This window comes from Streptomyces sp. NPDC020996 (assembly GCF_040641355.1).
Taxonomy (GTDB): Bacteria; Actinomycetota; Actinomycetes; order Streptomycetales; family Streptomycetaceae; genus Streptomyces.
Window position 1 is genome coordinate 105,233 of sequence record NZ_JBFADM010000016.1, and the last position, 26,081, is coordinate 131,313.

Consider the following 26,081-nt stretch of genomic DNA (forward strand, 5'->3'; position numbering starts at 1 on the left):
GACACCACTCGAAGCGAAGGAGTCATCACATGGCGAAGGTCATCTCCACCCTGTTCATCTCGGCCGACGGCGTGGCCGAGATCGACCCGGACTGGCACTTCCCGTACTTCGACGAGAACATGGGCCGCGCCGTCACCGAGGACTACGCAACCTCCGACGTGCTGCTCATCGGCCGCGAGACCTACGACAGCTTCGCCGGCGCCTGGCCCGGCCGCGAGGCCGCGGGCGGGGAGGACGCGCCGTTCGCGAAGCAGCTCGGGGACATGCGCAAGGTGGTCGTCTCGCGCCGGCCGCAGGAGTTCACCTGGCGCAACTCCGAGCTGATCAAGGGCGACCTCGTCGACGCCGTCGCCGCACTGAAGACCGACACCGGCGTCCGGGGCATCCTCGTCCCCGGGTCGCTCTCGGTCGTGCAGCAGCTCCTCGCCGCAGGGCTGATCGACGAACTGCGCCTGCTGGTGCACCCGGTGGCGGCGCGCAAGGGCCGCAAGCTGTTCGATGAGGGCGGCGCGCCGTACCACCTGCGCGTGACGGCGACCGAGACGTTCCCGACCGGTGTGATCCGCGTGATCTACGCACCGGCCGAGGCGCCCGCCAAGGCCGGTTACGACGAGGCCAAGGGGAAGGTCGGCGGCGACGAATCCCTGTGATGCCGTCCGGACGCGTGATGCGGCGGCCCCCAGCCGGACCGTAGCGGCCTGCGCCAGGACACCAGAACCTTGCCACCCTCCCGCTGGTTCGACATGTGTCAACATAGACGCATGTCGAACACCGAGGTGCTGCCGCTGCTGGAATCCGCCTCCGCCGAGGCCGCGGAACCCTGCTGCCCGCCGCTCACCGAGCGTCCGTTCACCGCGGAGGAGGCGGAGACGGCCGCCCGGATGTTCAAGGCGCTCGGTGACCCGGTGCGGCTGCGGCTGTTCTCCGCGGTGGCCTCGCACGACGGCGGCGAGGCGTGCGTGTGCGACATCTCCGACGTCGGCGTGTCCCAGCCGACGGTGTCGCACCACCTGAAGAAGCTGAAGGAGGCCGGGCTGCTCAGCTCGCAGCGGCGCGGCACCTGGGTGTACTACCGCGTCGAGCCGTCCGTGCTGGCCGCCATGGGCAGGCTGCTGACCGGTGTCAGTTCTCCCGCGACGCGGACGCGGACGCCGATGCCGGCCCCTGCCCCGGCCCCTGGCCCTGCCCGGTCCGCCGGTCCGCGCTGAACCTCCGCCGCCAGGCCAGGGAGACGTACACCAGCGCCACCAGCACCGGGACCTCGATCAGCGGCCCGACCACACCGGACAGGGCCTGCCCCGAGGTGACGCCGAAGGTGGCGATCGCGACCGCGATGGCCAGCTCGAAGTTGTTGCCGGCGGCGGTGAAGGCGAGGGTGGCGGTGCGGTCGTAGGGGAGGCCGAGGGCCTTGCCCAGGGCGAAGGTGCCGAACCACATGATCGCGAAGTAGGCCAGCAGCGGCAGCGCGATGCGGGCCACGTCCAGGGGCTGGGAGGTGATCGTCTTCCCCTGGAGGGCGAAGAGGATCACGATCGTGAACAGCAGCCCGTACAGCGCCCACGGGCCGATCTTCGGCAGGAACCTGCTCTCGTACGCCTCGCGGCCCAGCCTTCGCTCGCCGAGGCGGCGGGTGAGGAAGCCGGCCACCAGGGGGATGCCGAGGAAGATGACGACGTTCAGCGCGATCTTCCCCATGGATATGTCCAGGCGCTCGCCGCCGCCCAGGCCCAGCCAGCCGGGCAGCAGGTCGAGGTAGAACCAGCCGAGCAGCCCGAAGGCGAGGACCTGGAAGACGGAGTTGAGGGCGACGAGGACGGCGGCGGCCTCGCGGTCCCCGCACGCGAGGTCGTTCCAGATGATGACCATGGCGATGCAGCGGGCGAGCCCGACGATGATCAGGCCGGTGCGGTACTCGGGCAGGTCGGGCAGGAAGATCCACGCCAGCGCGAACATGACGGCCGGGCCGACGAGCCAGTTGACGACCAGCGACGGCACCATGAGCCGGCGGTCGCCGGTGACCGCGTCGAGCTTGTCGTAACGGACCTTGGCCAGGACCGGGTACATCATGACCAGCAGGCCGAGGGCGATGGGCAGGGAGATCCCGCCGATCTCGACCTTGGCGAGGGCGTCGTTCAGGCCGGGGATCGCCCGTCCCAGGCCGAGGCCGGCGGCCATGGCGGCCAGGATCCACACGGCGAGGAAGCGGTCGAGCGTCGACAGCCTCGCGACGACCGAGGACTCCCCGGGCGGCGTGGTTCCGGTGCTGTTCACGGGCAGGCCCTCTTGATCTCGGCGGCGTTGCGGGCGGACGCGGCCAGGCCGGCGAACTGCCCGGCCAGCCGGTCGATGACGTCCGGACGCAGCCGGTAGTACGTGTACCGGCCGCACGGCTCCGTCTCCACGACACCCGCCTCGCGCAGCACCTTCAGATGGTTGGAGAGGTTGGTCTGCCGCGCACCGGTCTCCTCCACCAGGTGGGTGGTGCACAGCGTCTCGCGGGCCAGCAGGGTCACGATCCGCAGCCTGAGCGGGTCGGCCAGAACCCGGATCAGATCAGCGTCGGCTGACGTCATCATGTACTGATACTGTCACATCACTTCAGACTGATACCAGTCAGGGATGATCCATGAGGATCCACGAAGATCCCTGGTGAGCCATGGTGAGCCCTGGTGAGCCATGGTGAGCCGCGGTGAGCCGTGGTGACCATGAGGATCCACGACCGCCCGCCCCACCGACGAAGGAAAGAGCCGATGTCCTCCAGCCCGCTCGCCTCCGTGCTGTTCGTCTGCGTGCACAACGCCGGGCGCTCCCAGATGGCCGCCGGATTCCTCCACCACCTCGCGGGCGACCGGATCGAGGTGCGGTCCGCCGGTTCCGTCCCCGGCGACCAGGTCAATCCGGCCGCGGTGGAGGCCATGAAGGAGGCCGGCGTCGACATCTCCACGGCCAGGCCGAAGATCCTGACCACCGAGGCCGTCCAGGCGTCCGACTACGTCATCACCATGGGCTGCGGCGACGCCTGCCCCGTCTTCCCCGGCAAGAAGTACCTCGACTGGGCGCTGGAGGACCCGGCGGGCAAGGGCGTCGAGGCCGTCCGCCCCATCCGCGACCAGATCAAGGCCCGAGTCGAGGCCCTCATCGCCGAGATCGACGCCAAGCGGGAGGGCTGAGCCGGAGCGGGAGGGCTGAGCCGGAGCGGGAACCGGCCGCAGAGTCCGAAGGGGCGGACGGCCGAAGTCCACGACACGGCGGAGGCGGACGGCCGACGTGCGCTACGAGGCGGAGGCGGAAGCGGAGGCGGTCGGCTGCGGCGGGCTGTCCTGGCCGTCGTGCGTCGCGTCCGGTTCGACGCCCAGCGTCAGGCGCGCGTGCACGCCCCGGGCGATGTGCCGGCGGTCGTACCTGAGGTACAGCAGGCCGCCCTCGTGGCCGTTGCCCGGGTAGATGGTGTCCTCGTCGAGGGGGGTGCGGGCGGCGGCGTTGGTGGAGTACGGCTCCTCGTCCGCCGTCAGCAGCACCGACGCCTCGTCGAAGAACAGCTGACCCGTGTGGCAGGTGTGGCCGCCCTCGTAACCGGCGTCACTCCACTCGCCGTCCACGTGCACCTTGACGTGGATGTGCACGCAGCGGCCCTGGTACCAGCCGGGGAAGACGGTCCGGAAGGTGACGCGGCCGTGCCGGTCGGTGCGCCAGGTGCCGCGCAGGTAGCGCTCGTCGTCGGTCGGCTCCTGGTGGCCGCCCCCGCCGCCGGGCGGGCCGGAGGGCGGCTCCCCGGTCGGGGTGCCGGAGGGCGCGTCCGTCGGAGCGGGGCCGCCGCCCCCGCCGCCGCTGCCGTTCGACTCGTACCCGGAGTAGACGCCCAGCGCGTTGCAGTGCCAGATGTCCACGGCCGCGTCCCGCAGCGGGCGGCAGGTCTCCGCGTCGATCACCGTCAGCGCGAGGGCGAGCGGTATGCCCTCCTGGTCCTCGGTGACGTCCTGCCGGATCTTGTCGGCGTCGATGTAGTACGGGCCCTCGACCAGCTCCGAGGTGAGTGTGTAGCAGGCGTCCGCCGCGGTCTCCTCCTGCGCGGAGGCGCCCGCGGCGAACGCGCCGCCCACACCCACCGCGGTCACGGCCGCTCCGCCGGCCGCCAGGACCGTACGGCGCTTCAACTGCCCTCTGTCTTCGGGGTTTCGCGTGTCCGTCATGACCAGCGACCGTAAGGGCGGCCCACCGGCGAGAACATCGGAGGAAGCTGTGAATCGGGGGGCGCACGCGAAAGGGCTCGAAACCGACGCCGGTTCCGAGCCCTTCCTGCCCGCCTGTGCCTGCATCAGCGGCTTCGGCCGCTCCGCCCGCTTCGGCCGCTCCGCCCGCTTCAGCAGCCTCGGCCGTTTCGGCGGGCTTCCGCCGCTTCCGCCGCTTCGCCTACTTCGGCTGCGGCTTGCGCACCTGGAGGTGCAGCTCCCTCAGCCGCGCCTCCTCCAGCTCCGTCGGCGCGCCCATCATCAGGTCCTGGGCGTTGCCGTTGAGCGGGAAGGCGATGGTCTCGCGGATGTTCGGCTCGTCGGCCAGCAGCATGACGATGCGGTCGACGCCGGGCGCGATGCCGCCGTGCGGCGGGGCGCCGAAGCGGAAGGCGCGCAGCATGCCGGCGAACTTCTCCTCGACCGTCTCCCGGTCGTAACCGGCGATCTCGAACGCCTTCAGCATGATCTCCGGCTCGTGGTTCCGGATCGCGCCGGAGGACAGCTCGACGCCGTTGCAGACGATGTCGTACTGCCAGCCCAGGATGTCCAGCGGGTCCTGGGTCTCCAGCGCCTCCAGGCCGCCCTGCGGCATCGAGAAGGGGTTGTGCGAGAAGTCGATCTTCCCCGTGTCCTCGTCCTTCTCGTACATCGGGAAGTCGACGATCCAGCAGAACCGGAAGACGCCCTCCTCGAAGTGCCCGGCGCGCCGCGCGGCCTCGACCCGCACCGCGCCCATGACCTTGGAGACCTCGTCGAACTCGCCCGCGCCGAAGAACACCGCGTGCCCGGCCGCCAGCGACAGGCGCTTGGTCAGCTCGGCGACGTTCTCCTCGGTGAGGAACTTCGCGATCGGGCCGGTCAGCGAGCCGTCCTCGGCCACCCGCACCCAGGCCAGGCCCTTGGCGCCCAGCGAGACGGCGAACTCACCGAGCTGGTCGAAGAACTTCCGGGGCTGCGCCGACACGTCCGGCACCGGCAGCGCGCGCACGTGCTTGCCCGCGAACGCCTTGAACTCCGAGCCCTCGAACACGTCGGTGATGTCGACGAGCTCCAGCTTGGCGCGCAGGTCCGGCTTGTCGGAGCCGTACTTCAGCATCGCCTCGCGGAACGGGATCCGCGGGAACGGGGACGTCACGTGCCGGCCGTCGCCGAACTCCTCGAACAGCTCGGTCATCAGCTTCTCGACCGGCTGGAAGATGTCCTCCTGCTCGACGAAGGACATCTCGATGTCGAGCTGGTAGAACTCGCCCGGCGAGCGGTCGGCGCGGGCGTCCTCGTCGCGGAAGCAGGGCGCGATCTGGAAGTAGCGGTCGAAGCCGGAGATCATCAGCAGCTGCTTGAACTGCTGCGGCGCCTGCGGGAGGGCGTAGAACTTGCCCGGGTTGAGGCGGGAGGGGACGACGAAGTCGCGGGCGCCCTCGGGGGAGGTGGCGGACAGGATCGGCGTCGCCATCTCGTTGAAGCCCATCGCCGTCATCTTGTGCCGCATGGCCGAGATGACCGCCGTGCGCAGCATGATGTTGCGGTGCATGCGCTCGCGGCGCAGGTCCAGGAAGCGGTACTCCAGGCGCCGCTCCTCGTTGACGCCGTCCTCGGTGTTGATCGTGAAGGGGAGCGGGGCGGCCGCGCCCAGCACCTCCACCTCGCCGACCTCGACCTCGACCTCGCCGGTCGGCAGGTCGGAGTTGACGTTCTCGGTGCCGCGGGAGACGACCTTGCCGTCGACGCGGACGACGGTCTCCTTGGAGAGCTTGTCGAGGGCCTCGTACGCGGGCGTCCCGGGGCGCGCCACGAGCTGCGTGATGCCGTAGTGGTCCCGCAGATCGATGAAGAGGATGCCGCCCAGGTCGCGCCGATTGTGCAGCCAGCCACTCAGCCGGACGTCGGTGCCGACGTCAGAGGCGCGGAGCTCGCCGCAGGTGTGGGACCTGTACCGATGCATCGTCGTTCATCCAGCCTTCGCGGATCGGGGGCATGTTTCACGTGAAACTCCTTCCAAGCCTACCGGGGACCCCGAGATCGCCTTCCCACGACCGAAAACGAGACGATCGGTGGCACTTTCCGATCGCTTCTCCATAAAGTGGGTCAATGCGCACTGGCGAGCCCCTGCCCGCCGTGGGGGAGGTCCTCACCGCCCTCGCGACCGGCCTGTGGCACTGGGACACCGCCACCGAGCTGGTCACCGTCGACGCCGAGGCCGCTCGGCTGCTCGGGCTGCCCGCCGAGGCGAGGACGCTCACGCAGGCCCAGGCGCGAGCCCGTCTGCACCCCGTCGACTGGAACGAGATCACCGGCGTGGTCACCCTCGCCGTCTCCGAGCAGACCCTCGCCGAGGTGCGCATCCGGGTCATGGACGAGCACGGCCGGATCATCCGCGTCGTCCGCTCCCGCTCGAAGCCGACCTACGACCGGCGGACGCGCTCCTTCCAGCTGATCGGCACCCTTCAGGAGGTCACCGAGCCCACCCCGGGCACGCCCGCCGGGCGCAGCGCCGTCACCGGCGACTGGCGGCGCTCCCGTGAGGCCTTCCTGCTGGACGCGGGCCGGGCGCTGGCCGAGGCACGGTCGACCCAGGAGGTGCTGCGGGTCGCGGCGGGCCTGTCGATGCCGGGTTTCTCACCGGCCGAGCTCGCGGTGTTCGGCGTGCAGGGCGACCAGCTCACGGTCATCGGCCACCACGGACCGGAACTCAGCGAGGAACCCCCCTTCACGCAGATGCCGCTGGACACCGACTACCCGGCTGCCGAGGTGGTCCGTACCGGCCGTGCCGTCTACCTCTCCACGCCCGAGCAGTACAAGTCCCGCTACCCGGTCTCCTGGCCGCTCGCCGCGCACTACCACCGCCGCTCCTGGGCCTACCTGCCACTGACCGCGGGCGGCCGCACCATGGGCACCTGGCTGGCGGTCTTCAACTACCCGGTCGCCTTCACACCCGACGAACGGGCCGTGCTGGCGACGGTGGCCCGCATGCTCGCCCAGGCGCTCAGCCGCGCCGGGGCCGCCGAGACCGAGCGGGCCCTGACCGACGACCTGCAGCGCTCCATGCTGCCGACCCTCGGCCCGCAGATACCCGGCATGCGCGTCGCCGCCCGCTACGTCCCCACCGGCGGCGGCCTCCAGGTCGGCGGCGACTGGTACGACATGATCCCGCTGCCCGGCGGAAGCTCCCGGACCAGGAGCGGCGACGGCCGCTTCGCCCTCGTCATCGGCGACGTACAGGGCCACGACGTACGGGCGGCCGGGCTGATGGCCCAGCTGCGCATAGCGCTGCGCGCCTACGCCAGCGAGGGCCACCGCCCCGACGCGGTGCTCTCACGCGCGTCGCGTTTCCTGCACGGCATGGGCGGCGCGGACTCCGCCGACCTGCGCTTCGCGACGTGCCTGTACGTCGAGGTCGACCCCGCCACCGGAATCCTCGAGATCGCCCGCGCCGGCCACCCCGATCCGGCGATCCGGATGGCGGACGGCACCGTGCTGACCCGGCCGACGGAGGGCGGCCTGCCGCTGGGCATCGACCCGGACGCCGACTACCCCACCACCCGCATCCTCCTCGAACCCGACGAGACCATGATGCTCTGCACCGACGGCCTGATCGAGACCGGCGGCCACGACCTGGAGACCGGCTGGCGGCGCATCCGCACCATCCTCGAGGAACACAAGGGCGACCTCGAGGAACTCGCCGACGCGCTGGTGCAGGGGGTGCACGGGCCCTCCTCCCACCACACCACCGGCCCGCTCGCCGACCGGCGCGAGGACGACATAGCGGTCCTGCTGCTGTGCCGGCCGTCGGAGGGCAGCCCGGACGCGGTCATCGTCCAGCCCTCCGTCCGCCGCACGGTGCTGTCGGTGGCGCAGACCGCGCCGGAGCGGGTGGCCGCAGCCCGCCAGCAACTGCGCGAACTGCTGCACGACTGGGCCTCCCCGGACCAGATCGACTCGGCGGTCCTGCTGCTGTCGGAGATGCTCACCAACGTGCTCGTGCACACCGACTCCGACGCGCTGCTGCGCGCCGAGGTGCGGGGCGAGAAGGGCGACCGGCGGATGCGGGTGGAGGTCACCGACCCCAGCGACGACCTGCCGCACCGGCGCCGCCCGGGCGAACTGGCCTCCTCCGGCCGCGGGCTGCTCCTGATCGAACTGCTGGCGCACGCCTGGGGGGTCGATCCGCAGGGCGAGGGCAAGACCATCTGGTTCGAGCTCTACGAGTCCGACGACTCCGACATCCCCGTGGCCCCGTAGAGCTCCCGCATCTCGTGCAGGACCCCGAAGGCGGCCGCGGTCAGCGGCACGGCGAGCAGCATGCCGAGGATCCCGGCCACCGACGCGCCCGCCGTGATCGCGAGCAGCACCGCCGCCGGATGCATCTGCACGGTCCTGCTCTGGATCATCGGCTGCAGCACGTGTCCCTCCAGCACCTGCACGGCGAGTACGACGCCGAGCGCCCACAGTGCGATGACGAACCCGCGGTCGGCGAGCGCGACCAGCACGGCCACGGCCCCCGAGATGAACGCGCCTAGGTAGGGGATGTAAGCCCCGACGAAGACCAGCGCACCGAGGCCGACGGCACCCGGCACGCGGAGGATGAGCAGGCCGACGGTGATGCACAGGGCGTCGATGAGCGCGATGAACGTGGTCCCGCGCATGAACCCCTCGACGGCGCCGTAGGCCCGCCGTGCCATGGCCTCGACGGTGTCGCCGGAGTCGTGGGGAACGAGCGCCCGCAGGGTATCGGCGGCCCGGTGCGCGTCGCGCAGGAAGAAGAAGACGAGCAGCAGGGCGAGCACGGCCATGGCGAGGCCCTCCCCCACGACGCTCACCCCGCTGATGACGCCCGAGGCCGCCGTCCCCCCGAACTTCGCCAGCAGCTGCCGCGAGTTGGAGGCGAGGTCGTCCAGCGACGTGCCGGCGGCGCCGAAGTGGGCGGCGACCCCCCGGGCCGCCTCCTTCAGCGAGGCGACGATCTGGTCCCCGGTGTCGAGGAGCGCGGCGACGACGATGTACACGGCCCCGCCGACCACGGCGACGACGGCGACGCAGGTGAGCCCGGCGGCGGCGGACCGGTGGACCCCGGCCCTGACGAGCCGCCGGTGCAGGGGCCCGAGCAGCGCGGTCCCCAGCAGCGCCAGCAGCACGGGCACGACGGCGGTCCGCAGCTCCACGCACAGCCGGATCGCGACGAACACGACCCCGGACACGAGCAGCGCGACGACGCACCAGGCGGCGAGCCGGCGCACGGGTTCGGGAAGCAACGACACGCCCCCCAGGCCACCACAGGCCGCCCCCGCCGCCCGCACGACATCGACGGAACCGACGCTTCTGCCCACCAACGGGGGAACGGCCCGGCGCGGGCCCCGGGCCAGTCGTACGCCTTCAGGCGCTGCGGCGTCGCGCCGTCGTCCGCGTTCGCCGACCGTGGGCGTCGGCGTCGGACTGCCCGTGGCGGCAGACCTCGGCGCCGGCACCCGGCGTCGCCCGGCGGACGTCCGTGACGACGTGACGACGTGACGACGTGACGACGGAAGGCCGCGCGTGCGGGCCCGCTAGCGCCATGGGGCCATCGCCTCCTGCAAGGTCCGGCGTGCCCTGAACAGTCTGCCGCGCACCGTCTGTTCGCTGGTCCGCGTTACATCGGAGATCTCCTTGTAGGACAGGCCCTGCACCTCCCGCAGGATCCAGCAGAGCCGCTGCCCGGCGTCCAGATCGCCGAGTGCGCGGGACAGGTCGGCGGTGGCCGCGTCCTGCTCGGCGGACCGGGCGGGCTGACTCCAGGCGTCACCCGCCGCGGGCTCGGCGACGGCGTCCAGCGAGAGGGCCGGCAGCCGGTGACGGCGCATGGTCAGGCAGCGGTTGACGGTGATCCGGTACATCCAGGTACCGAACTCCGCGCTGTGGTGGTACTCCGGCAGTCGCCGCCAGGCGCTGACGAAGGCCTCCTGAACAGCGTCCTCGGCGTCCTGCGGGTTGCCGAGCATGCAGCGGGCCAGGGCGAAGAGGGGTCGGCCGTGCCGCTGGACGAGAACGGCGAAGGAGTCCTCGTCCCCCTCTGCCGCCCGTACGGCCAGCAGGCCGTCCGGCAGGTCGCGTCCCCACAGGCCGCGGCCCGGCGATGAGGAAACAGCACTTTCGGTCACGGTGCCCCCACACGGCTCGGACCGTCCGTGTACCCGACAGGCCAGACGTGATGCACATCACATGCGATGCGCGTGAGGAATGCGGCGCCCGACATGTCCAAGTTCTTGAGGGGCGCCGTACCGGTGTCCGCGGGACCGATCGAGGCGACCGCCATGACGGACGACATCACCAGCGTCGGCGAGGGCAGCCGGCCCGAGACGGGCGTGAGCGCGCTCAAGGGCCGCCCCGGGGCCGGCGCTCCGGCCGAGACACGGGGGAAGACCACCATCGCGGACGGCGTGGTGGCCAAGATCGCGGGCATGGCGGCCCGCGAGGTACCGGGCATCTACAACCTGGGCGCAGGGATGGCCCGCGCCTTCGGCGCCGTGCGGGAACGGGTCCCCGGAGGCGGAGGCGGGGCCGTCACGCGTGGCGTGAAGGTCGAGGTGGGTGAGCGGCAGACCGCCGTGGACCTGGACGTCGTCGTCGAGTACGGCGTCTCCATCGTCGATGTCGCCGCCGGCGTGCGCACCAACGTGATCAGCGCCGTCGAGCGGATGACGGGCCTGGAGGTCGTCGAGGTGAACGTGGCCGTCGACGACGTCCACCTGCCCGACGAGGAGGAAGAGACCGGAGCGGACGAGGGCCGCGTGAGGTGACCCACCGCCGCGCCCCGTACGGGCGCGGGTGACCACGCGAACCCAGAGATGCTTTCGCGAGACGAGTGAGTGCGAGATGAACGCAGCGATGACGGGCCTCGCGGCCGGCATGGCCCTCGGCTTCGCGGGCTACTTCGGCGGTTTCTGGGCACTTCTGCTGGTGCTGGCCCTGGGCGCGGCGGGGCTGATCGTCGGCCTCGTCGTACAGGGCGACCTCGACCTCCGGACACGGAGGCAGCGGTGAAGACCCGGCCAGCTCGCCAGGCGAGGGGTCGGTCCCGCGGGCGCCGGCTGCCGGACTGCCGCCCCCGGCCGAGCGGGGCGACACCGTCACCCCGGACGGGGTGGTCGCCCGTAGCGCCGCCGCCCAGGGGTCCTCCGGGTGGCCCGCCACACCCCCCATCGCGTGGAGTGAGCCCGCAGGGAAACGGCTGTCACCCCGGATCCCCGGATCCGGATCCCCGTCTCCCGCCCCCCACAGCCCCCACCGTCCACGGTCACCGTACCGGCGTCACCGCCGGCTTCCCGAAGGAGACATCATGATCATCCTGGGCGCAATCCTGCTCATCATCGGCCTCGTCACCGGCATGTCCATCCTGTGGACCATCGGGATCGTCCTGGTGGTCATCGGAGCCGTCCTGTGGATCCTCGGCTCGATGGGACACGCCGTCGCCGGCCACCGCCACTACTGGTGATCCGGGTCGGGCCCTTCGGGGCACCCGCTGCCGAGGACGGACCGGTGCCGGACATCGAGCAGGCACCGCACTCCTGGAGCCGTCGAGGCCGTTGAGCCCGGCGTCTTCCGACCCTCCGCGTCACTCCGTGAACCGCGGCGACGGGACGGCGGCACGCGGCGGCACCTGCCGCCGCGTGCCGCCGTCCGCCTGCAAGACCCTACATTCCGCCCTCAGACATCCCGTGCACAGCGGGGATCGTGCCCAGGCGGCCCTTCTGGAAGTCCTCGAACGCCTGCTGGAGCTCCTCGCGGGTGTTCATGACGAACGGGCCGTAGTGGGCCATGGGCTCACGGATGGGCTGTCCGCCGAGGAGGACGACCTCCAGGTCCGGGGTGTGCGAGTCCTGCTTCTCGTCCGCGCGGACGGTCAGCGAGCCGCCGGAGCCGAAGACCGCCGTCTGACCGAGGTGGACCGGCCGGCGCTCGGCGCCGACCGAGCCCTTGCCCGCCAGCACGTACGCGAGGCCGTTGAAGTCCTCCCGCCACGGCAGCGTGATCTCCGCACCCGGCGCCAGCGTCGCGTGGATCATCGTGATCGGCGTGTGCGTGATGCCGGGACCGGCGTGGCCGTCCAGCTCGCCGGCGATGACGCGGAGCAGCGCGCCGCCGTCGGGGGAGGTGAGCAGCTGGACGTTGCCGCCGCGGATGTCCTGGTAGCGCGGCGCCATCATCTTGTCCTTGGCCGGCAGGTTCACCCACAGCTGCAGGCCGTGGAAGAGGCCGCCCGAGACGACCAGGTGCTCCGGCGGGGCCTCGATGTGGAGGAGGCCCGATCCGGCCGTCATCCACTGGGTGTCGCCGTTGGTGATGGTGCCGCCGCCGCCCTGGCTGTCCTGGTGGTCGAAGATCCCGTCGATGATGTAGGTGACGGTCTCGAAGCCGCGGTGCGGGTGCCAGGGGGTTCCCTTGGGCTCGCCCGGCGCGTACTCCACCTCACCCATCTGGTCCATCATGATGAACGGGTCCAGGTGGCGGTAGTTGATCCCGGCGAACGCCCGGCGCACCGGGAAGCCCTCGCCCTCGAAACCGCTCGGCGCGGTGGTCACGGCGAGCACGGGGCGTGCCACGGCGTCGGCCGGCGCGGTCACGCGCGGGAGCGTCAGCGGGTTCTCGACGGTCACTGCAGGCATGTCGGTACCTCCTTGTGCGGCTACTTTAGTTGAGCGTTGAACTTTCTGCCACCCAGAACACAGAAAGCCCGGAAGGCATTCCCTCCGGGCTGACGCGGGGCGACGACGGCCGCTCAGCCGCCTGCGAAGCAATGACGCCTAGCCGTACATGCGCCGCATCGCGAAGTCGACCATCTGCTCGACCGCCTTCGCGTCGAACACCATCCGGTGCTCGCCCTCCATGTCCAGGACGAAGCCGTAGCCGGTGGGCAGCAGGTCGATCACCTCCGCGCCGGTGATCACGAAGTACTTGGACTCCTTGCCCGCGTACCGGCGCAGCTCCTTGAGCGAGGTGAACATCGGGATCACCGGCTGCTGGGTGTTGTGCAGCGCGAGGAAGCCCGGATTGTCGCCGCGCGGGCAATACACCTTGGACGTGGCGAAGACCTGCTGGAAGTCCTCCGCCGACAGCTGGCCGGTGGTGAAGGCCCGCACCGCGTCCGCGAGGGACGGCGGGGACGGCTCGGGGTACAGCGGCGGCTGCTGGCCGTACCCGCCCGGCATCTGCTGCTGCGCTTGGGCGTACTGCTGCTGAGCGCCCACACCCTGGTCGTAGCCGTACATGCCCCAAAGAGTAACGAGTCACAGATGACCGAATCGGGGTTGCTTCTTATTACCGACGGGTAGCATCATCGGAGCTACTTGTTGGTACGTGAACTAGCGCGAGGATCCAGTGCCTCGCCGATCTCTCTACGGAGCCGTCGCCATGGGGCACTACAAGTCGAATCTCCGCGACATCGAGTTCAACCTCTTCGAAGTACTCGGGCGCGACAAGCTGTACGGCACCGGCCCGTTCGAGGAGATGGACACCGAGACCGCCAAGAGCGTCCTCGAGGAGCTGACCCGCCTCGCGGAGAACGAGCTGGCCGAGTCCTTCGCGGACGCCGACCGCAACCCGCCGGTCTTCGACCCGGAGACCAACACCGCGCCGGTCCCGGAGTCCTTCAAGAAGAGCTTCAAGGCCTTCATGGACTCCGAGTACTGGCGCCTGGGCCTGCCCGAGGGAATCGGCGGCACCACCGCTCCGCCGTCCCTGATCTGGGCGTACGCCGAGCTCATCCTGGGCTCGAACCCGGCCGTGTGGATGTACTCCTCCGGCCCGGCCTTCGCCGGGATCCTCTACGACGAGGGCAACGACGTCCAGAAGGGCATCGCGCAGATCGCCGTCGAGAAGCAGTGGGGCGCGACGATGGTGCTCACCGAGCCGGACGCCGGCTCGGACGTCGGCGCCAGCCGCACCAAGGCCGTGCAGCAGGAGGACGGCTCCTGGCACATCGAGGGCGTGAAGCGGTTCATCACCTCCGGTGAGCACGACATGGCGGAGAACATCCTCCACTACGTCCTCGCCCGTCCCGAGGGCGCCGGCCCCGGCACCAAGGGCCTGTCCCTCTTCCTCGTCCCGAAGTACCTCTTCGACTTCGAGACCGGCGAGCTGGGCGAGCGCAACGGCGTCTACGCCACGAACGTCGAGCACAAGATGGGCCTGAAGGCGTCCAACACCTGCGAGATGACGTTCGGCGACCAGCACCCCGCCAAGGGCTGGCTGATCGGCGACAAGCACGACGGCATCCGCCAGATGTTCCGGATCATCGAGTTCGCCCGGATGATGGTCGGCACGAAGGCCATCTCCACCCTGTCGACCGGCTACCTCAACGCGCTGGAGTACGCCAGGGAGCGCGTCCAGGGTCCGGACCTGGCGAACTTCATGGACAAGGCCGCGCCCAAGGTCACCATCACCCACCACCCCGACGTGCGCCGCTCGCTGATGACGCAGAAGGCGTACGCCGAGGGCATGCGCGCCCTCGTCCTCTACACGGCCTCGATCCAGGACGCGATCGCCGTCAAGGAGGCGGCCGGCGAGGACGCCAAGGCCGAGCACGCGCTGAACGACCTGCTGCTGCCGATCGTCAAGGGCTACGGTTCCGAGAAGGGCTACGAGCAGCTCGCCCAGTCGCTGCAGGTCTTCGGCGGCTCCGGCTTCCTCCAGGAGTACCCGGTCGAGCAGTACATCCGCGACGCCAAGATCGACACCCTGTACGAGGGCACGACCGCGATCCAGGGCCAGGACTTCTTCTTCCGGAAGATCGTCCGCAACCAGGGCGCCGCGCTGAACTCCCTCGCCGAGGACATCAAGAAGTTCCTCGCCCTCGGCACCGGCGGCGAGGAGCTGGCGGGCGCCCGCGAGCACCTGGCGAAGGCGGCCGTCGAGCTGGAGGCCATCGTCGGCCTGATGCTGACCGACCTCGCGGCCACCGAGCAGGACGTCAAGAACATCTACAAGGTGGGCCTGAACACCACCCGCCTGCTGCTGGCCTCCGGTGACGTCGTCGTCGGCTACCTGCTGCTCAAGGGCGCCGCGATCGCCGCCGAGAAGCTGCAGACGGCCTCCTCCAAGGACAAGGCGTTCTACACGGGCAAGATCGCGGCGGCGAAGTTCTTCGCGGCCAACGTGCTGCCCGGCGTCACCGGCGCGCGCAAGCTCGCCGAGGGCGTGGACCTGGAGCTGATGGAGCTGGACGAGGCGGCGTTCTAGCCGCCCCCGCTCCCTGCCAGGGGAGCCTCCGGCCCGCCCCGGCCCCTCCCTCCCCAGGGAGGGGCCCCGCGTCCCCATTTCCTTCACAAGGGGCCCGTTCCCAGCCCGGGAACGGGCTCCTTGGCGTCGTTAAGGTGAACCCATGAGCGCACCCTCCCGCTTCGACCGCGGCCACACCGACGACCTGATGTCCTTCCTGACGGCCAGCCCGTCGCCCTACCACGCGGTGGCCGCTGCCGCCGAACGGCTGGAGAAGGCCGGTTTCCGCCAGGTCGCCGAGACGCACGCCTGGGACGGGACCAGCGGCGGCCGGTACGTACTGCGCGGCGGGGCGATCATCGCCTGGTACGTCCCCGAGGGCGCCCCCGCGCACGCCCCGTTCCGGATCATCGGCGCCCACACCGACTCCCCCAACCTGCGGGTCAAGCCGCTGCCCGACACCGGGGCGCACGGCTGGCGGCAGGTGGCCGTGGAGATCTACGGCGGGCCGCTGCTGAACTCATGGCTCGACCGCGACCTGGGCCTGGCGGGCCGGCTCACCCTGCGGGACGGCTCGACCCGGCTGGTGAACGTCGACCGGCCGCTGCTGCGCGTCCCCCAGCTCGCCATCCACCTGGACCGCTCGGTGGCGTCGGAGGGGCTCAAGCTCGACAAGCAGCGCCACCTCCAGCCGGTGTGGGGCCTCGGCAACGACGTGCGCGACGGCGACCTGATCGCGTTCCTGGAGGAGACCGCCCGGCTCGGCGCGGGCGAGGTCACCGGCTGGGACCTGATGGTGCACTCGGTGGAACCCCCGGCCTACCTGGGCCGCGACAAGGAACTCGTCGCCGGGCCCCGGATGGACAACCTGCTGTCCGTGCACGCCGCCACGGCCGCGCTGGCCGCCGTCGCGTCCGGCGGCTCGGACCTGCCGTACGTCCCGGTCCTGGCGGCGTTCGACCACGAGGAGAACGGCTCCCAGTCGGACACCGGCGCGGACGGGCCGCTGCTCGGCAGCGTGCTGGAACGTTCGGTCTTCGCGCGCGGAGGATCGTACGAGGACCGGGCCAGAGCCTTCGCGGGCAGCGTCTGCCTGTCCTCCGACACCGGTCACGCCGTCCACCCCAACTACGCGGAGCGGCACGACCCCACGCACCACCCGCGCGTCAACGGCGGGCCGATCCTCAAGGTCAACGTCAACAACCGCTACGCCACCGACGGTTCGGGCCGCGCGGTGTTCGCCGCCGCCTGCGAGAAGGCTGGCGTCCCCTTCCAGTCCTTCGTCTCCAACAACTCCATGCCGTGCGGCACCACGATCGGCCCGATCACCGCGGCCCGGCACGGCATCAAGACCGTCGACATCGGCGTCGCGATCCTGTCCATGCACAGCGCGCGCGAACTGTGCGGCGTCGACGACCCGCACCTGCTGGCGAACGCGCTGGTGGCGTTCCTGGAGGGATGAGCGCCGGCCCGAACTCGGGCCCGGGGGCGGCCCTCCTGACGAGGCGTGAGCCGTCGACTCCGCATGGGTGCCGGACGCGCGGGTACACGGAGGTGACCGGAAAGTCCGGACCGGACAGGAGGCGACATCCATGGGCCTCGGCGGATGCATCATCCTCATCGCCGCGGGAGCCATCCTCACGTTTGCGACCGACTGGCACATGCAGGGGGTCAACCTCGACCTGGTCGGCATCATCCTGATGATCGTCGGGCTGATCGGTGTCAGCACCTTCAGCAGCATCGCCCGGCGCAGGCGAGTGGTGGTACCCCCCACCACGCCGGTCGTCACCGAGGAAACGCACCCCCATCGGCGCGACGGATACAGCGACGGCTACGGCGTCTGAGAGAGCGGTGTCCGAGGGACGCAGCCGTACGCACAGAGCGATCCCGTACCCCGCCCACAACGAGCAGGAACGTATCTCCTGTGCCATCGAAGCCTCTGGGAGCAAACCCGACTCCCAGACCTGATCACCGTCGTCGTCGACAACTGCACCGACAACTGCACTGAGAACTGCACTGAGAACTGCACCGACGACACCGCCCAAGCCGGCGCCGCGCCGGCGCTGGCCGGCCCCGGCACCGCGTCGCCCGGCCGCCGCACGTCCGCGGCGAGTGTGCCGGCCTCACCGGTCGCCGGGCCTTAGCGCGGCGCAGCACGTGGGTGGGGGCGCCGCTCACGGTCGCCGAGCCGTCGGACGGCACCGTGACCCCCGGCGGGTGCCGGGGCGGGCCTTTTCGGCCGGTCGGTTCCGGCGTCCGGCGTCGGACTCCACTCCGCCCGCGCCCGGAGCGGGCGCGGGGCGGCGCGGGCGCGGCACGGGCGCGGCGCGGGGCGGGGACGGGCTCAGCCTGTCGGCCCAGCGGCGGCGTCGCAGGCCGGCCGGCGGGGAAGCGCTGACGGTATGAGATTCCTGGTACGCGACCGGCTCCTCGGCATCGGCGAGGACTACTGGATCGAGGACGAGCACGGCGACAAGGTGTTCCTCGTCGACGGCAAGGCCATGCGGCTGCGGGACACGTTCGAGCTGAAGGACCGGGACGGGCACGTGCTCGTCGACATCCACCAGAAGATGTTCGCGCTGCGCGACACGATGGTCATCGAACGCGGCGGCGAGGGCCTGGCGACCGTCCGGCGCAAGCGCCTGTCGCTGCTGCGCAATCACTTCCGGGTCACCCTGGTGGACGGCACCGAACTCGACGTCAGCGGCCGCATCCTGGACCGGGAGTTCGTCGTCGAGTACGACGGCGAAGTGCTGGCCGTGATCTCCCGCCGCTGGCTGCACGTACGCGAGACATACGGCGTCGACGTCGTCCGCGAGGACGCGGACCCGGCACTGCTGATCGCGGTGACGGTGTGCGTGATCCACCTGGCGGAGAAGGAGCGGGAGCACGACCGGGGTGAGGACTGAGCCCCTGACTGAGCCCCTGTCCCAGCCGGGACAGGGGTTACGGATCAGCGGTCGCAGGGGTTCAGGAAGGCCGGGGCGCGGGCGGGGGTGCCAGGCCCAGGACGCGGTCCTTCAGGGCCGGGAACTGCTGCCGGGTCGCCGCCACCTTCGCCGGGTCGAGGTCGACGGTGAGGACCTCCTCGCCGGCGCCCGCCTCGGCGAGCACCTCGCCCCAGGGATCCACCACGATCGAGTGACCGGCCTGGGGAACCCCCGCGTGGGTCCCGGCCGTTCCACAGGCGAGCACGAACGCCTGGTTCTCCACCGCCCGCGCCCGGGCCAGCAGCGTCCAGTGCGCCCGGCGGCGCTCCGGCCAGCCCGCCGGGATCACCAGCATCTCGGCGCCGGCGTCGACGAGCGCGCGGAACAGTTCGGGGAAACGGAGGTCGTAGCAGGTGGCCAGGCCGGCGGTGGTCTGCGGCAGCCGGACGGTCACCGGTTCGCGGCCCGCTCCCATCAGCACGGCCTCGCCCTTGTCGAAGCCGAAGCGGTGGATCTTGCGGTAGGCGGCGGCCAGATCGCCGGAGGGGGTGAAGACGAGTGAGGTGTTGTAGAGGGTGCCGTCGGGGTCGCGCTCGGGGATCGAGCCCGCGTGCAGCCACACGCCCGCGTCGCTCGCGGCCTTCGCCATGGCCTCGTACGTCGGCCCCTGGAGCGGCTCGGCCTCGCCGCCGAAGTCCTCGTAGGCGAACGCACCGGTGGTCCACAGCTCCGGGAGCACGACCAGATCGGCTCCGGCCTGTTCCCGCACGAGCGACGACACCCGCCGCCGACGCGATTCGACCGATTCGCCCTCGTTCACGGCAATCTGAAGCAAAGAGGCGCGCACACTACCACCGTCCTGGCATGGAAGCCGTCCACTCGGGCCTACGATCGTCACACGAAAGCACTGCCGGGGTGCCTCACAGCAGCGTAACTTGGGGGCACCCCCGGCTCGAGCGCGACCGAGAGCTGGGGGAGTTCCAAGACACCCGCCGAGTGCAGCCACCTCCCACTGGCAAAGCCGCCACAATCTGCCCGTGTACCGACCGCCGAGGGGTCCCGTTCCGTGAGTCTGCATCCCACCCTCCAGCCCTACGCCGACGCCTGGACCCACTCCATCGAAGCGATATCCGAACTGGTCCGGCCCCTTGTGGAGGGCGAGTGGAACTGGCGCACACCGTGCCCGGGGTGGTCGGTCCGTGACGTCGTCTCCCACGTCATCGGCCTGGACTGCGAGATGCTCGGCGACCCGCGGCCCATCCACGCGCTCCCGCGCGACCTGTTCCACGTCACCAACGAGCACCAGCGCTACATGGAGATGCAGGTCGACGTCCGCCGCCACCACACGGCGCCGGAGATGACGTCCGAGCTGGAGTACGTGATCATCCGCCGCAACCGCCAGCTGCGCAACGAGAACCGGCAGCCGGGCGCCAAGGTGCGCGGCCCGCTGGGCTCCGAGCTGACGCTGGAGGAGTCCATGCGCAACCACGCCTTCAACGTGTGGGTGCACGAGCAGGACCTGCGCGCCGCGCTCGGCCGCCCCGGCAACCTCGACTCCCCCGGCGCGCACGTGGCCCGTGACGTGCTGCTGGCCGCGCTGCCGGAGGTGGTGGCGAACCGGGCCGAGGCGCCGCGCAGCTCGGCGTTCGTCTTCGACGTCCACGGTCCGGTCGAGTTCCTGCGCACGATCCGCATCGACATCCAGGGCCGCGGCACCCTCGAGACGGCCCCCGCCCTTGGACCCGCCGCGACCTTCACCCTCGACTGGGAGACCTACGTCCGCCTGGCCTGCGGCCGGGTGACCCCGGACGCGGTGGCGGACCGGGTCAAGGCGGAGGGGGACCCGGAGCTGACGTCGGCGATCCTGCGGAACTTCACGGTGACGCCGTAGTCCGGGGCGCTGCGGGACTTCACGGTGACGTCGGGGTCCGCGGCGCTTCGGGACGGGGCCGCACCGCGCGCTACGGCGCCGCGGTGCCCCGCCCGGCGGCTGGAGCATGCCGGTGAGCGGGGCCGCGTCGCGGGTCACGCGGGCACGTGCACCGTCTCCACCCGGCTGGCCACCAGCCGCTCCCGCTCCCTGCGCGCCGCCCGCCCGCCGAGCCGGAGGATCTGGCTGACGCCGAGCGCCTGGAGCACGAACACCGCGGAGAAGGCGACGGTGTAGTTGTCGCCGGTGGCGTCGAGCAGCACGCCGATCGCGAACAGCGTCGTCATCGAGGCGACGAAACCGCCCATGTTGGTGATTCCGGAGGCCGTGCCCTGCCGTTCCGGCGGGTTGGCCGGCCGCGCGAAGTCGAAGCCGAGCATGGACGCGGGCCCGCAGGCGCCCAGCACCGCGCACAGCGCGATCAGCAGCCCCATCGGGGCGTGTGCGCCGGGCCAGGCCAGGGTGAGCGCCCACATGACCGCGGTGGCGCCCACGGTGCCCAGCGCCAGCGGCAGCCGGGCCGCGTGGTGCCGGGCGACGACCTGGCCGTAGACGAGGCCGACGGCCATGTTGGACAGGACGACCAGGGTGAGCAGTTCCCCGGCCGTGGCGCGGCTGAGCCCCTGCGCCTCGACCAGGAACGGCAGCCCCCACAGCAGCAGGAACACCATGGCCGGGAACTGGGTCGTGAAGTGCACCCACAGCCCGAGCCGGGTCCCCGGCTCCCGCCAGGACGCGGCGATCTGCCGGCGCACGTAGGCGGCCCCCCGGTGCGGCAGCGGCTCCGGTTCGTGGCCCTCGGGGTGGTCCTTCAGGAAGACCAGCAGCAGGACGAGGACGACGGCTCCGGCGAGCGAGCTGCCCGCGAACGCCGCCGTCCAGCCGACGCCGTGCAGCAGCCGGGCCAGCACCAGCGTGGAGACGAGGTTGCCGGCCATGCCCACGAGTCCCGCGAGCTGCGCGACGAGCGGGCCGCGCCGGGCGGGGAACCAGCGGGTGCCCAGCCGCAGCACGCTGATGAACGTCATCGCGTCGCCGCAGCCGAGCAGCGCCCGCGAGCCGAGCGCCGTGCCGTACGACGGCGAGAGCGCGAAGCCCAGCTGGCCGGCCGTGAACAGCACGGTCCCGATGCCCAGCACCTTCTTGGTGCCGAGCCGGTCGACCAGGAGCCCCACGGGTATCTGCATGCCGGCGTAGACCAGCAGCTGCAGGATGGAGAAGGTCGACAGCGCCGAGGCGTTGACATGGAAGCGGTCGGCCGCGTCCAGCCCGGCGACCCCGAGGGACGTCCGGAAGATCACGGCGACGAAGTAGACGGAGACACCGATGCCCCAGACGGCGATCGCGCGCCGTCCGCCCGGAGGATCGCCCGGCAGGGTGGAGGCGGTCACCGGATCTCACCCCGCGCCAGGTGCGAGAACCAGCCGACGTGCCGGTGGACGACGCCGACCGCCGCGTCCGCGTCCCCGGAGCGCAGCGCGTCGAGGATCTCCTCGTGCTCGGCGAGGGTCTTGGCGATCCGGTCGGGGTGCGAGTGCATGACGGCGACGCCCATGCGCAGCTGACGGTCGCGCAGCTGGTCGTAGAGGCGGGAGAGGATCTCGTTGCCGCCGCTGCGCACGATCTCGGCGTGGAAACAGCGGTCGGTGACGGCGGCCGCGGCGAAGTCGCCTGCGGCGGCCTGCGCCTTCTGCCGGGTCAACAGCTCCTCCAGCCTCTCGACGAGCCCCGCGGAAGCGGGTACGGCCTTGCGGGCCGCGTGCTCCTCGACCAGCAGGCGGGTCTCGATGACGTCGGCGATCTCCTGCGCGGACACCGGCAGGACCAGCGCGCCCTTCTTCGGGTACAGCCTGATCAGCCCCTCGACCTCCAGCCGCAGCAGCGCCTCCCGCACCGGGGTGCGCGAGACTCCGACGGCTTCGGCGAGTTCGCCTTCGGTGAGGAGCGTCCCGCCCTCGTAACGGCGTTCCAGGACGGCCTGCTTGACGTGGGCGTACACACGGTCGGCGGCGGCGGGGGGCCGCTTGACGGGTGCGAGTGGCGCTGAAGGCATGAACACAGCATAGATACAACACGTACGCATGTCCGGTCCGGTCCACCATGCGGACCTCTCGACCCCCCGTGGAGCACGCACGTGGCCCACGCCACAGCCGAATCCTGAATTCACCCCATCAACCGCACAACCTTCTGTGCTACTTACGTGTCACACACGTGCGGCCCCAGAATCCATGCACACTCAACCGGCCGCATTCCAGGGGCATTCGACTCAATCGGGGTACCTCACTTGATTACCGGCATCAAGGGCTTCCGTCTTCGCAGAGCCGCAGCCGTCGCCGTCACGACCGGCGCGGTGTTCGCCACCGGAGCGCTCACCGCGGCTCCGGCGCAGGCCTTGACGGCGCCCACCATCACCGCCAAGGGCGGATACCTGATGAACAGCGCCACTGGCACGACCCTCTACAGCAAGTCCGCCGACACCAAGCGGCTGACCGCCTCGACCACGAAGGTCATGACCGCCAAGGTCGTGCTGTCGCAGTCGAACCTGAACCTGGACACCAAGGTCACGATCAAGAAGGCCGTCAGTGACTACATGGTCTCCAAGGGCTACCCCTCGTCGGCCCACCTGATCGTCGGTGACAAGGTCACCGTCCGGCAGTTGCTGTACGGGATGATGCTGCCCTCCGGCTGCGACGCGGCGATGGCCCTCGCCGACAAGTTCGGCACGGGCACGTCGGTCAGCGCGCGCGTGAAGTCGTTCATCTCCAAGATGAACACCACGGCCAAGAACCTCGGCATGACGAACACGCACTTCGACTCGTTCGACGGCCTCAGCAACGGCTCGAACTACTCGACGCCGCGCGACCTGACGAAGCTCGCCCGCAGCGTGATGAAGAGCTCCGCGTTCAAGACCGTCGTGAAGACCAAGTCGTACACGGCGAAGACCATCACGAGCAGCGGCGCCACCCGCACGATGGCCACCTGGAACAACACCAACACCCTGCTCGGCTGGAACGGCACGCTCGGCATCAAGACCGGCTCGGGCCCCGACGCCCACTACTGCCTCGTCTTCGCCGCCACGCTGAACGGCGAGTCGGTGATGGGCACGGTCATGACGGCCCCGTCCGCCACCGACCGCACGAACGACGTCAAGAAGCTCATCAACTACGGCTACGCCAAGATCAGCTGACGTCCCGCTCCGAGGGGCCCGTCGCAGCCGGCGACGGGCCTTTTCAGCGCCCGGAACGCCCCACGTACGCCGCGAAGGGCGCCCAGGCGGCCGGGTCGACCCGGACTATGGGCCCGTCGGCTCGCTTGCTGTCCCGCACGGCGACGGTCCGGGGCACGTTACGGGCGACCTCCACGCACTCCCCATTGCCGCTGCTGTAAGTGGACTTGGCGAACTGGAAAGGCGACACGGCTCACAGCTCCTTGCGGATGCGTTCGATCAGGGCAGCGGAGTCGCGAAGCGCGAGGCCGCTGCGGGCGATCCGCTCGAACGTAGCGATGTGACGCGCGGCGTCGGACTCGCTCTCCAGCCACAGCGTAGACGAGGTCGTGTCCATGTAGACCACGTCCATCGCGCCGGGTTCGGCGAAGGAGACGATGCTGAAAGCACTGGTCATCCCCGGATGGGAACCCGCGAGGAAGGGCACCACCTGAAGTTTGACGTTGGGCAGCCGGGACGCCTCCAGCAGACGGGCCAGTTGCTCACGCATCACGTCGCGACCACCCACCAACTGACGCAGGGCTCCCTCACCGACGATGGCCCACAGCCCCAGGGAATCACCGTCTGTCAGCTTGGCCTGGCGGGCGATCTTCGCCTCGACGAACCGCTCGATCTCGTCGGGGTCGTCCCAGTCGGCGTTGCCGATCGCCAGGGCACGCGCATAGTCCGGAGTCTGCAAAAGCCCCGGAACGAAAGCTCCCTGCCAGGTGCGGATGCCGGTCGCGATGTCCTCCAGAGCCACGTACTCCACGAGCGAGCGCAGTTCCGGGTAGTGGTTCCACCAGCCCTTCGCCTTACGGCGCTCACGGTCGGTCTTGGCCAGGTTCAGCAGCCGCTCCACCGCCTTGGCGTCCCTGACGCCGTAGAGATCGCACAGGATGCGGATGTCGGGGTCGCGGAAAGGCACCCAGCCACGTTCCATCTTGGCGACTTTGGCCGCAGTCGCCGACAGTGCCTCCGCGGCCTGCGGTTGTGTCAGGCCCGCCTCGTCCCGCAACCGGAGCAGTTCGCCGCCCAGTTTGCGCGCGAGGACGGTCGAGACGCGGCTGCCGCGCGTGAACTGACCTTCGGTCACGTTGGAATACCTCCCGATCACGGAAAGTGTGCAGTTCTCCTCGCCGTACCCGCAAGCCGACTGGAGACATATTTCCCTGGGACCGCTTGCACGCACCCTCACCCTGCCGTTACCGTCAGTGCTCAATCGCCCACAGAGCGACACCAGTAGGCGGAAGCGCACCGTGCCGTCCGCACGGCGGAGCCACCCCGCTGGGCCTCACATCGCACAAGGAGGTGCGCTCCCGTGACCGACTCCTGCCCTCCCGGGCCGCCCAAGGTCCACGGCCGCTACGACGCCGTGAGTTTCACCCCGTACCCGCGCAGCGTCCCCCTCGCCCGCAGGCACGTCGCGCGACTCGCCGTCGCCTGGGGGCACCCGGAGGTGGCCGGCGACGCGGCCTTGGTGGCGAGCGAGCTGTGCACCAACGCGGTGCTGCACGGGTGCCTGCGGGACCGGCTGTTCCGGGTGGAGACGTCCCTCGGCGCGGGCGCGCTGCGGGTCGCCGTCACCGATCCGAGGGGCGAGCGGCTCCCCGACCACGCCCGTGTCTCCGGCCCCGACGACCAGTTCGGCCGGGGACTGCTCATCGTGCGTACGCTCGCCTCCCGCTGGTCCGTGGAGAAACTGACGGTCGGCAAGAGCGTCTGGGCGGAACTCGACATCGCGAGGATCCCCGATGCGTAGCCTGCTCAGCCGTCTCCGAAGGTGCCCTGCCGGTACCGTGGCCCCGCGGCGAAAGGAGACACAGATGGCAGCCGAATGGCACAACGCGGTGACGGAGGCCAGGCAAGCCACCGGGTTCACGGGGGACGTCGTACAGCGCACGGTCGACGGCATCGGGGCGGCGCTGCGCCTCGACCATCGAGCCGGCTTCTACACAGAACTCGGCGCTCTGTCCGACTCCGGCGCCTTCGACGCGTTCCTCAACCACTGGTGGACCCAGGCGCTCGCCGACTCGGCACCGGACGAGGACACCCGCGAGCACGCGATCGACTTTGCCGACGTGACCGTATCGCTGTACGCCCGGTCTGCGGACGGCTCTACCGCCACCCAGGCCGAGATCGAAGCCCTCATCGCCGGGGCGGAAGCCTCTTGAACTACACCATCGTCTGGGAACGGACGGCTTCCGAAGGCCTCAAGCGGCTCCGAGCGCGAGACGGCGACGCCGTGAAGCCGCTCGTGAAGGCGATCAATTCTCTTGCCAACGACCCGGAGCCCTCCGCCAGCAGCAAGCTTGGCGGGACCAGCCTCCGGCGGTTGCGCGTGGGAATCTATCGGGCCACCTACGAGATCGACGGAACCACTGTCGCCGTCAAGATCCTGATGGTCGGCAGCACTGCCGCCTGATCACAGCTCCGAGGTTTCGCGAGATCGCAAGCAGAAGTTGCGGTCTCAGCGTCCCCGCAGGTCAAAGAGGGGCGGGGGTGGCAAGTCGTGGTTTTGTGGCTGACGCCCGGAAGTGAGTTTTGGGGGGGCCCCCCCCCCGTAGGACTGGTGTTTGGGTTGTAAGTACGCGCGT

28 protein-coding genes and 1 pseudogene are annotated in these 26,081 nt (G+C 70.6%); 16 read left to right on the forward strand and 13 right to left on the reverse strand.

The genetic code is table 11. The features are described from left to right. The first annotated feature begins 29 nt into the window (after nucleotides 1-29). Nucleotides 30-650: a dihydrofolate reductase family protein gene (locus tag AB0G63_RS14600; RefSeq protein ID WP_360749530.1), complete on the forward strand. Its 621-nt coding sequence runs from the start codon at nucleotides 30-32 to the stop codon at nucleotides 648-650. A 111-nt stretch (nucleotides 651-761) separates the two neighbouring features. Further along, nucleotides 762-1,118 (forward strand): annotated as a pseudogene (locus AB0G63_RS14605) (metalloregulator ArsR/SmtB family transcription factor); the annotation flags it as partial. A 4-nt stretch (nucleotides 1,119-1,122) separates the two neighbouring features. Here AB0G63_RS14605 and arsB read toward each other — a convergent pair. Next, entirely contained in the window at nucleotides 1,123-2,271 is a 1,149-nt protein-coding gene (arsB, locus tag AB0G63_RS14610; protein ID WP_360749533.1) for an ACR3 family arsenite efflux transporter, read from the reverse strand. Next, nucleotides 2,268-2,576 (reverse strand): metalloregulator ArsR/SmtB family transcription factor, encoded by a 309-nt coding sequence (locus AB0G63_RS14615; protein WP_360749536.1) that lies wholly within the window; start codon nucleotides 2,574-2,576, stop codon nucleotides 2,268-2,270. Before AB0G63_RS14615 ends, arsB begins: the two co-directional genes overlap by 4 nt. A 174-nt stretch (nucleotides 2,577-2,750) precedes the next feature. Between AB0G63_RS14615 and AB0G63_RS14620 the strand changes: the two genes are divergently transcribed. Beyond that, nucleotides 2,751-3,170 (forward strand): arsenate reductase ArsC, encoded by a 420-nt coding sequence (locus AB0G63_RS14620; RefSeq protein ID WP_360749539.1) that lies wholly within the window; start codon nucleotides 2,751-2,753, stop codon nucleotides 3,168-3,170. Between the two features lie 102 nt (nucleotides 3,171-3,272). Here the strand turns inward: AB0G63_RS14620 and AB0G63_RS14625 are convergent, their stop codons facing one another. After that, a complete protein-coding gene (locus AB0G63_RS14625; RefSeq protein ID WP_360749542.1) occupies nucleotides 3,273-4,190 on the reverse strand; it encodes an intradiol ring-cleavage dioxygenase in 918 nt (305 codons plus the stop codon). A 220-nt stretch (nucleotides 4,191-4,410) separates the two neighbouring features. Continuing rightward, complete coding sequence (aspS, locus tag AB0G63_RS14630) at nucleotides 4,411-6,174, reverse strand: aspartate--tRNA ligase (RefSeq protein WP_360749545.1); 1,764 nt, start codon at nucleotides 6,172-6,174, stop codon at nucleotides 4,411-4,413. A gap of 146 nt (nucleotides 6,175-6,320) precedes the next feature. Between aspS and AB0G63_RS14635 the strand changes: the two genes are divergently transcribed. Beyond that, nucleotides 6,321-8,471, forward strand: a complete 2,151-nt coding sequence (locus tag AB0G63_RS14635; protein WP_360749548.1) for a SpoIIE family protein phosphatase — start codon at nucleotides 6,321-6,323, stop codon at nucleotides 8,469-8,471. Here the strand turns inward: AB0G63_RS14635 and AB0G63_RS14640 are convergent. Together AB0G63_RS14640 and AB0G63_RS14645 are read right to left on the reverse strand one after the other, a co-directional pair. Beyond that, complete coding sequence (locus AB0G63_RS14640; RefSeq protein ID WP_360749551.1) at nucleotides 8,432-9,487, reverse strand: AI-2E family transporter; 1,056 nt, start codon at nucleotides 9,485-9,487, stop codon at nucleotides 8,432-8,434. The genes AB0G63_RS14635 and AB0G63_RS14640 overlap by 40 nt on opposite strands. A gap of 285 nt (nucleotides 9,488-9,772) precedes the next feature. Then, nucleotides 9,773-10,363, reverse strand: a complete 591-nt coding sequence (locus AB0G63_RS14645; protein WP_360749554.1) for a sigma-70 family RNA polymerase sigma factor — start codon at nucleotides 10,361-10,363, stop codon at nucleotides 9,773-9,775. A 153-nt stretch (nucleotides 10,364-10,516) separates the two neighbouring features. On the opposite strand from AB0G63_RS14645, the gene AB0G63_RS14650 reads away from it, so the two are divergent. The 3 genes from AB0G63_RS14650 (at nucleotide 10,517) to AB0G63_RS14660 (ending at nucleotide 11,697) form a co-directional block, all read left to right on the forward strand. Next, a complete protein-coding gene (locus AB0G63_RS14650; RefSeq protein WP_360749629.1) occupies nucleotides 10,517-11,002 on the forward strand; it encodes an Asp23/Gls24 family envelope stress response protein in 486 nt (161 codons plus the stop codon). Nucleotides 11,003-11,078: 76 nt separating this feature from the next. Beyond that, nucleotides 11,079-11,246, forward strand: coding sequence for a hypothetical protein (locus tag AB0G63_RS14655; protein ID WP_360749557.1), 168 nt, complete (start codon nucleotides 11,079-11,081; stop codon nucleotides 11,244-11,246). 295 nt (nucleotides 11,247-11,541) lie between these two features. Continuing rightward, on the forward strand, nucleotides 11,542-11,697 hold the full coding sequence (locus AB0G63_RS14660) for a DUF6131 family protein (protein ID WP_360749560.1): 156 nt from the start codon (nucleotides 11,542-11,544) through the stop codon (nucleotides 11,695-11,697). Between the two features lie 199 nt (nucleotides 11,698-11,896). Here the strand turns inward: AB0G63_RS14660 and AB0G63_RS14665 are convergent, their stop codons facing one another. Both AB0G63_RS14665 and AB0G63_RS14670 read right to left on the reverse strand, forming a co-directional pair. After that, a complete protein-coding gene (locus AB0G63_RS14665) occupies nucleotides 11,897-12,868 on the reverse strand; it encodes a pirin family protein (protein ID WP_360749563.1) in 972 nt (323 codons plus the stop codon). Nucleotides 12,869-13,006: 138 nt separating this feature from the next. Continuing rightward, nucleotides 13,007-13,471 carry an SseB family protein gene (locus tag AB0G63_RS14670; RefSeq protein ID WP_360749566.1) on the reverse strand — a complete coding sequence of 155 codons (465 nt, stop codon included), beginning with the start codon at nucleotides 13,469-13,471 and terminating at the stop codon, nucleotides 13,007-13,009. Between the two features lie 142 nt (nucleotides 13,472-13,613). Between AB0G63_RS14670 and AB0G63_RS14675 the strand changes: the two genes are divergently transcribed. From AB0G63_RS14675 to AB0G63_RS14690, 4 genes are all read left to right on the forward strand, one after another. Next, nucleotides 13,614-15,440 carry an acyl-CoA dehydrogenase gene (locus AB0G63_RS14675; protein WP_360749569.1) on the forward strand — a complete coding sequence of 609 codons (1,827 nt, stop codon included), beginning with the start codon at nucleotides 13,614-13,616 and terminating at the stop codon, nucleotides 15,438-15,440. Between the two features lie 142 nt (nucleotides 15,441-15,582). Further along, a complete protein-coding gene (locus AB0G63_RS14680; protein WP_360749572.1) occupies nucleotides 15,583-16,881 on the forward strand; it encodes a M18 family aminopeptidase in 1,299 nt (432 codons plus the stop codon). A 130-nt stretch (nucleotides 16,882-17,011) separates the two neighbouring features. Further along, the gene (locus AB0G63_RS14685; protein ID WP_360749575.1) at nucleotides 17,012-17,263 is read left to right on the forward strand and encodes a DUF6458 family protein; all 252 of its coding nucleotides are present in this window, start codon (nucleotides 17,012-17,014) and stop codon (nucleotides 17,261-17,263) included. Between the two features lie 558 nt (nucleotides 17,264-17,821). Beyond that, complete coding sequence (locus AB0G63_RS14690) at nucleotides 17,822-18,328, forward strand: LURP-one-related family protein (RefSeq protein ID WP_360749578.1); 507 nt, start codon at nucleotides 17,822-17,824, stop codon at nucleotides 18,326-18,328. A gap of 61 nt (nucleotides 18,329-18,389) precedes the next feature. On the opposite strand, the gene AB0G63_RS14695 is transcribed toward AB0G63_RS14690, so the two are convergent. Beyond that, on the reverse strand, nucleotides 18,390-19,196 hold the full coding sequence (locus tag AB0G63_RS14695; RefSeq protein WP_360749581.1) for a carbon-nitrogen family hydrolase: 807 nt from the start codon (nucleotides 19,194-19,196) through the stop codon (nucleotides 18,390-18,392). A 219-nt stretch (nucleotides 19,197-19,415) separates the two neighbouring features. Between AB0G63_RS14695 and AB0G63_RS14700 the strand changes: the two genes are divergently transcribed. Next, on the forward strand, nucleotides 19,416-20,240 hold the full coding sequence (locus tag AB0G63_RS14700; protein ID WP_360749584.1) for a maleylpyruvate isomerase family mycothiol-dependent enzyme: 825 nt from the start codon (nucleotides 19,416-19,418) through the stop codon (nucleotides 20,238-20,240). A gap of 134 nt (nucleotides 20,241-20,374) precedes the next feature. Here AB0G63_RS14700 and AB0G63_RS14705 read toward each other — a convergent pair whose 3' ends face one another. Together AB0G63_RS14705 and AB0G63_RS14710 are read right to left on the reverse strand one after the other, a co-directional pair. Then, nucleotides 20,375-21,670 carry an MFS transporter gene (locus tag AB0G63_RS14705; RefSeq protein WP_360749587.1) on the reverse strand — a complete coding sequence of 432 codons (1,296 nt, stop codon included), beginning with the start codon at nucleotides 21,668-21,670 and terminating at the stop codon, nucleotides 20,375-20,377. Continuing rightward, complete coding sequence (locus tag AB0G63_RS14710; RefSeq protein ID WP_360749590.1) at nucleotides 21,667-22,332, reverse strand: GntR family transcriptional regulator; 666 nt, start codon at nucleotides 22,330-22,332, stop codon at nucleotides 21,667-21,669. The genes AB0G63_RS14705 and AB0G63_RS14710 overlap by 4 nt, the downstream gene beginning before the upstream one ends. Nucleotides 22,333-22,563: 231 nt before the next feature. Between AB0G63_RS14710 and AB0G63_RS14715 the strand changes: the two genes are divergently transcribed. Then, on the forward strand, nucleotides 22,564-23,466 hold the full coding sequence (locus AB0G63_RS14715; protein ID WP_360749593.1) for a D-alanyl-D-alanine carboxypeptidase: 903 nt from the start codon (nucleotides 22,564-22,566) through the stop codon (nucleotides 23,464-23,466). A 43-nt stretch (nucleotides 23,467-23,509) separates the two neighbouring features. Here the strand turns inward: AB0G63_RS14715 and AB0G63_RS14720 are convergent, their stop codons facing one another. Then, a complete protein-coding gene (locus AB0G63_RS14720; protein ID WP_360749596.1) occupies nucleotides 23,510-23,695 on the reverse strand; it encodes a DUF397 domain-containing protein in 186 nt (61 codons plus the stop codon). A 3-nt stretch (nucleotides 23,696-23,698) separates the two neighbouring features. Then, a complete protein-coding gene (locus AB0G63_RS14725) occupies nucleotides 23,699-24,580 on the reverse strand; it encodes a helix-turn-helix transcriptional regulator (RefSeq protein WP_360749599.1) in 882 nt (293 codons plus the stop codon). A 225-nt stretch (nucleotides 24,581-24,805) separates the two neighbouring features. Between AB0G63_RS14725 and AB0G63_RS14730 the strand changes: the two genes are divergently transcribed. The 3 genes from AB0G63_RS14730 to AB0G63_RS14740 all read left to right on the forward strand — a co-directional run bounded on the left by AB0G63_RS14730 (nucleotide 24,806) and on the right by AB0G63_RS14740 (nucleotide 25,909). Continuing rightward, nucleotides 24,806-25,246, forward strand: a complete 441-nt coding sequence (locus tag AB0G63_RS14730) for an ATP-binding protein (protein WP_360749602.1) — start codon at nucleotides 24,806-24,808, stop codon at nucleotides 25,244-25,246. 64 nt (nucleotides 25,247-25,310) lie between these two features. Further along, complete coding sequence (locus tag AB0G63_RS14735; protein ID WP_360749605.1) at nucleotides 25,311-25,658, forward strand: hypothetical protein; 348 nt, start codon at nucleotides 25,311-25,313, stop codon at nucleotides 25,656-25,658. After that, on the forward strand, nucleotides 25,655-25,909 hold the full coding sequence (locus AB0G63_RS14740) for a type II toxin-antitoxin system RelE/ParE family toxin (RefSeq protein ID WP_360749608.1): 255 nt from the start codon (nucleotides 25,655-25,657) through the stop codon (nucleotides 25,907-25,909). The genes AB0G63_RS14735 and AB0G63_RS14740 overlap by 4 nt, the downstream gene beginning before the upstream one ends. The last annotated feature ends 172 nt before the right edge of the window (nucleotides 25,910-26,081 follow it).